Genomic DNA, 4656 nt, shown 5'->3' with positions numbered 1-4656 from the left:
AAAGGATGGCCTTTTTGCGTTTATGCGCTGCACAAACAGATCCCCCAACACCCTGCTTATACGGTAAACTACCTGCGTTTTTGCATCAGGATAGCGTCTATGAACCACTCCCTTAAGCCCTGGAATACCTTTGGCATTCAACGCAATGCTAATCAAATTGTACGTGCCGATACTGCACAGCAGCTGCTGGATGCATGGCAAAGCGCAACAGAAAATAACGAACCCGTACTGATTTTGGGCGAAGGAAGTAATGTCCTGTTTCTCGACGATTTTGCGGGAACGGTGATTATTAACCGCATCATGGGAATTGATGTGGAAGAGCGTGCCGATAGCTGGCATCTGCACGTGGGTGCCGGAGAAAACTGGCATCACCTGGTGCAATTTACCCTCGAAAAAGAGATTCCGGGTCTGGAAAACCTTGCGCTTATTCCAGGCTGCGCCGGCTCGTCACCCATTCAAAACATCGGCGCCTACGGCATCGAACTGAAGCACGTCTGTGACTATGTCGACTGCATCGAATTGGCGACCGGAACGGCCAAGCGTTTAACGGCAGAACAGTGCCGTTTTGGCTATCGTGACAGTATCTTCAAGCATGAATATCAGGATCGCTACGTGATTGTCGCCGTGGGCCTGCGTCTGTCGAAGAACTGGCAGCCCGTATTGACCTACGGGGATTTAACGCGTCTCGATCCGGCTACCGTTACCGCACGCGACGTTTTTGACTCGGTTTGCCATATGCGAATGACCAAACTTCCCGATCCCAAAGTTAACGGAAATGCAGGAAGCTTCTTCAAAAACCCGGTGATCGGCGGCGAAAATGCCCGACGTTTTCTGGAGGAGTGGCCAACCGCGCCACATTACCCTCAGGCGGATGGCAGCGTGAAGCTGGCAGCAGGATGGCTTATCGATCAATGCCAGCTAAAAGGCACTTCAGTCGGCGGGGCAGCCGTTCACCGACAGCAGGCTCTGGTGCTGATTAACCAGCGCGATGCAACCAGCGACGATGTGGTACAGCTGGCTCATTATGTTCGCCAGCGTGTGGGCGAAAAATTTAACGTCTGGCTGGAGCCAGAAGTCCGCTTCATTGGTCGCACAGGTGAAGTCAACGCCGTGGAGACTATCGCATGAAGGACAATACGGTCCCGTTAACCCTGATTGGTATCCTGGCGGATGGTGAATTTCATTCCGGCGAGCAGCTGGGTGAACAGCTTGGCATGAGCCGCGCCGCCATTAATAAACATATCCAGACGCTTCGCGACTGGGGGGTTGATGTGTTCACGGTTCCCGGAAAAGGGTACAGCCTGCCGGAGCCGATACAATTATTGAATGAAGACACGATCCGCAGCCAGATTGGACACGGTAATGTGGCGGTGCTGCCGGTGATTGATTCGACGAACCAGTATCTGCTGGATCGTCTGCCTGAGCTGAAATCCGGCGATGCCTGCGTTGCTGAGTATCAGCAGGCCGGTCGCGGTCGTCGTGGCCGCAAGTGGTTTTCCCCCTTTGGTGCCAACCTCTATCTGTCTATGTACTGGCGACTCGATCAGGGCCCGGCCGCTGCCATTGGCCTGAGTCTGGTCATCGGTATCGTTATGGCAGAGGTGCTGCACGATCTGGGTGCGGATCAAGTGCGTGTCAAATGGCCTAACGATCTGTACCTCAACGATCGTAAACTTGCCGGCATTCTGGTTGAACTGACGGGAAAAACGGGCGATGCGGCGCAAATCGTCATTGGCGCGGGCCTCAATATGGTGATGCGCAATGTCCAGAATGATGTGGTGAATCAGGCCTGGACTAACCTCCAGGAGGCGGGGATCGTCATCGATCGTAACACCCTTGCCGTACGTATGATTAAAGAGCTGCGCAGCTCGCTCACGCTTTTTGAGCAGGAAGGGCTGGCACCGTTCCTGTCTCGTTGGGAAAAACTGGATAACTTCATCAACCGCCCGGTGAAATTGCTGATTGGTGATAAAGAGATCTACGGCACTTCCCGCGGTATTGACGCTCAGGGCGCGCTGCTCCTGGAGCAGGATGGCGTGATCAAACCCTGGATGGGCGGTGAGATTTCCCTGCGGAGTGCCGAATAACCGGATGGAGTGAATGATGCGAAAAACCGTCTGCGCGACGCTGGCCGTCATGATGAGCGTGTTGTTCTCACCCCTCTCTCAGGCGGGTCAGGCCTGGGAGAGTTATAAGGCACGCTTTTTCAAACCGGAAGGCCGCATTGTCGATACCGGCAATGGCGGCGTGTCGCATACGGAAGGTCAGGGATTTGCCATGCTGATGGCAGTGGCCAACGACGATAAGGCCACGTTCGATAAGCTCTGGCAATGGACAAACCGTGAGCTGAAGAACAAAGAGAACGGTCTGTTTTACTGGCGCTATAACCCCGCAGAGTCCAACCCGGTCGCTGACAAAAACAATGCCGCCGATGGCGATGTGCTGATTGCCTGGGCGCTGCTTAAAGCCGATGCCCGCTGGCACGAAAAACGCTACGGTGCCGCATCGGATGCCATCACAAAAGCGCTGGTTGCCCATAGCGTCATCCGCTATGCGGGTTACCGCGTGATGCTGCCCGGCGTCCAGGGATTTAAGCTTGACGGTGAAGCGATCCTTAACCCTTCCTACTTCGTGTTTCCGGCCTGGCAGGCTTTTGCCGGGCGCAGCCATTTACCGGTCTGGCGTGAATTGATCAAGGACGGGAAGCGCCTGCTGGGAAAAATGGGCTCGGGAAAAGCGAATCTGCCCGCTGACTGGGTCTCGCTGGCATCAGATGGCAAGCTGGAACCTGCCAAAGGCTGGCCGCCGCGGATGAGCTATGACGCGATTCGTATTCCGCTGTACCTTGCCTGGTCTGATAAGCAAAGCCCGCTGCTGACGCCGTGGAAAGCCTGGTTTGGTCAGTTCCCCCGGGAACAAACGCCCGCCTGGGTTAACGTCACGACCAACGAATATGCGCCCTACATGATGGAAGGCGGCCTGTTGGCTGTACGCGATTTAACGATGGGACAGTCTTCCGGAGAACCCGAAATTACCTCTAAAGACGACTACTATTCGGCAAGTCTGAAAATGCTGGTGTGGATTTCGGCGCAATAACAACGCAATGACTATCCCCTCTCCCTAATGGGGAGAGGGTTAGGGGTAAATCAGTTACTGCGGATACGGTACCCAATCCCCGCCGTTCAGGCGAACGTACGGTTTGTTCTGATACTGAATGACGACCGCGTTGGCGTTCTCAGAGACTTCTGCCGTTTGCGGCAGGTTGCTGGTGAGCTGATCCCAGTTCACGCTATCTTCCACAAACAGCTTCCCGTCAACGGCACGGGCAACCAGTTCAGAGATCGCCAGATAGCTGGTCGGCTGGGTGATTTCAATCGGTGCGCCCTGATGGGGTGCTTTCATACCAAAGAATTTAATGCCAGCAGGCACGTTGGTGATGGACGGGCTTGGGATATCACGCAGACCCGACACCTGCATTCTGTCGCCTTTCAGCGCGCCGCCGTGCTCAGGTACCACAACCACCATCACTTTACGGCCTGATTTTTCCAGCTCCGTGAAGAACGCGTCCAGCTCGTCGAAGAACTTCTGCGCACGCACTTTATAATCTGCCGTTTTGCTCACGCCCGGGAAATGGTTACCGTCGTGGAGCGGCAGGGTGTTAAAGAAGGTCGCACTGCGCGGATTACTGTCTTTCTCGATGGTCTGAAGCCAGCGCTGCAGCACGGCGGTATCGTCATAAACCGGCGAGCCGTCGAAGCCCAGCAGAGTAACGGGAAGACCAGTTTGATCCATCAACGGTGCCTGCATACCACCCTGTTCACGCACCTCTTTCAGGAAGTTACCGAACTGGCCGTTATGTCCCAGCATCAGATGCTGCGTAAAGCCCAGTTTGGCGAGGTTATCAAACAGATAACACTGATTGCCGGCAGGCTGATACAGATTCTTATGCGATGCCTGACCGCAGCTTGCACGCAGCAGGCGGATTGCTGCCGGGCCGCTGTACGAGGTGGCAGAGTTAAAATCTTTAAACTGAATGTCGAAATGCGACCACAGCGGATGGGACATCAAACCGGCTGCATCCACGTCGGCCCATGAGAGAGAGCAGATGTTGATCACCAGCAATTCAAACGGCTGAGCATCCGCCGGCAGCGCGTCCGGGAATTTGGTCTGTCGCTTGTCTTCCGCAGTGTAGAAACTGGAGAGCCAGGCGTTCAGATTTGTGGAGGTCGGCGGTGCGGTCTGGGTTGGGATATCGCCCACTACAGGCGTATCGCCAGCCGTGGTAACGGTTGCTGCTGCGCTTCCCCCTGTGGTGGTCACCGTGGTGGTCGGTTGACCAGCAGGCCACAGCGAAAAGCCCGGACCAGCCAGCGTCAGCACGTTCAGCCAGATCATAATCGCGACGACAAACACCGTGATGCGGATCCACTGTGACAGGAACAGCCAGGCAACCAGCAGCACAAATACCGCGCCAATCATCTGCCAGTTAATAAACCGCTCGGTCAGATCGAGGACATAGCTGGCGCTAAAGCCCGCCACCTGCGACCCCTGGCTCATAATGCTGTCCGGCCCCGGTAGCCAGGTATCATGCCAGAACAGCGCAAAGCCGACAGGGATGGCTATCCAGTGACGCAAGCGATGCAGCCTGATGTTCGG

4 protein-coding genes are annotated in these 4656 nt (G+C 55.5%); 3 read left to right on the top strand and 1 reads right to left on the bottom strand.

The genetic code is table 11. The annotated features are described in order from the left end of the window. The first annotated feature begins 99 nt into the window (after positions 1-99). From murB to N6P30_RS24050, 3 genes are read left to right on the top strand one after another with little or no spacing between them, the layout of a single operon-like run. Positions 100-1128, top strand: coding sequence for a UDP-N-acetylmuramate dehydrogenase (murB, locus tag N6P30_RS24060; protein ID WP_023294773.1), 1029 nt, complete (start codon positions 100-102; stop codon positions 1126-1128). Continuing rightward, positions 1125-2087, top strand: a complete 963-nt coding sequence (birA, locus tag N6P30_RS24055; protein ID WP_008503241.1) for a bifunctional biotin--[acetyl-CoA-carboxylase] ligase/biotin operon repressor BirA — start codon at positions 1125-1127, stop codon at positions 2085-2087. Before murB ends, birA begins: the two co-directional genes overlap by 4 nt. 16 nt (positions 2088-2103) lie before the next feature. Further along, positions 2104-3096 carry a glycosyl hydrolase family 8 gene (locus N6P30_RS24050; protein ID WP_023294772.1) on the top strand — a complete coding sequence of 331 codons (993 nt, stop codon included), beginning with the start codon at positions 2104-2106 and terminating at the stop codon, positions 3094-3096. 54 nt (positions 3097-3150) lie between these two features. On the opposite strand, the gene bcsG is transcribed toward N6P30_RS24050, so the two are convergent. After that, a partial coding sequence (gene bcsG / locus N6P30_RS24045; RefSeq protein ID WP_409557679.1) for a cellulose biosynthesis protein BcsG occupies positions 3151-4656 on the bottom strand: 1506 nt, incomplete at its 5' end.

This window comes from Enterobacter sp. PL1 (assembly GCF_945957325.1).
Lineage (GTDB): Bacteria > Pseudomonadota > Gammaproteobacteria > Enterobacterales > Enterobacteriaceae > Enterobacter > Enterobacter roggenkampii.
Note: the sequence above shows the minus strand (reverse complement) of the source record. Positions and strands in the feature narration are given on the sequence as shown.

Bases quoted from the DNA above. Each gene is read 5' to 3' on its own strand.
- murB (WP_023294773.1), top strand. From the start codon at position 100: ATGAACCACTCCCTTAAGCCCTGGAATACCTTTGGCATTCAACGCAAT.
- birA (WP_008503241.1), top strand. From the start codon at position 1,125: ATGAAGGACAATACGGTCCCGTTAACCCTGATTGGTATCCTGGCGGAT.
- N6P30_RS24050 (WP_023294772.1), top strand. From the start codon at position 2,104: ATGCGAAAAACCGTCTGCGCGACGCTGGCCGTCATGATGAGCGTGTTG.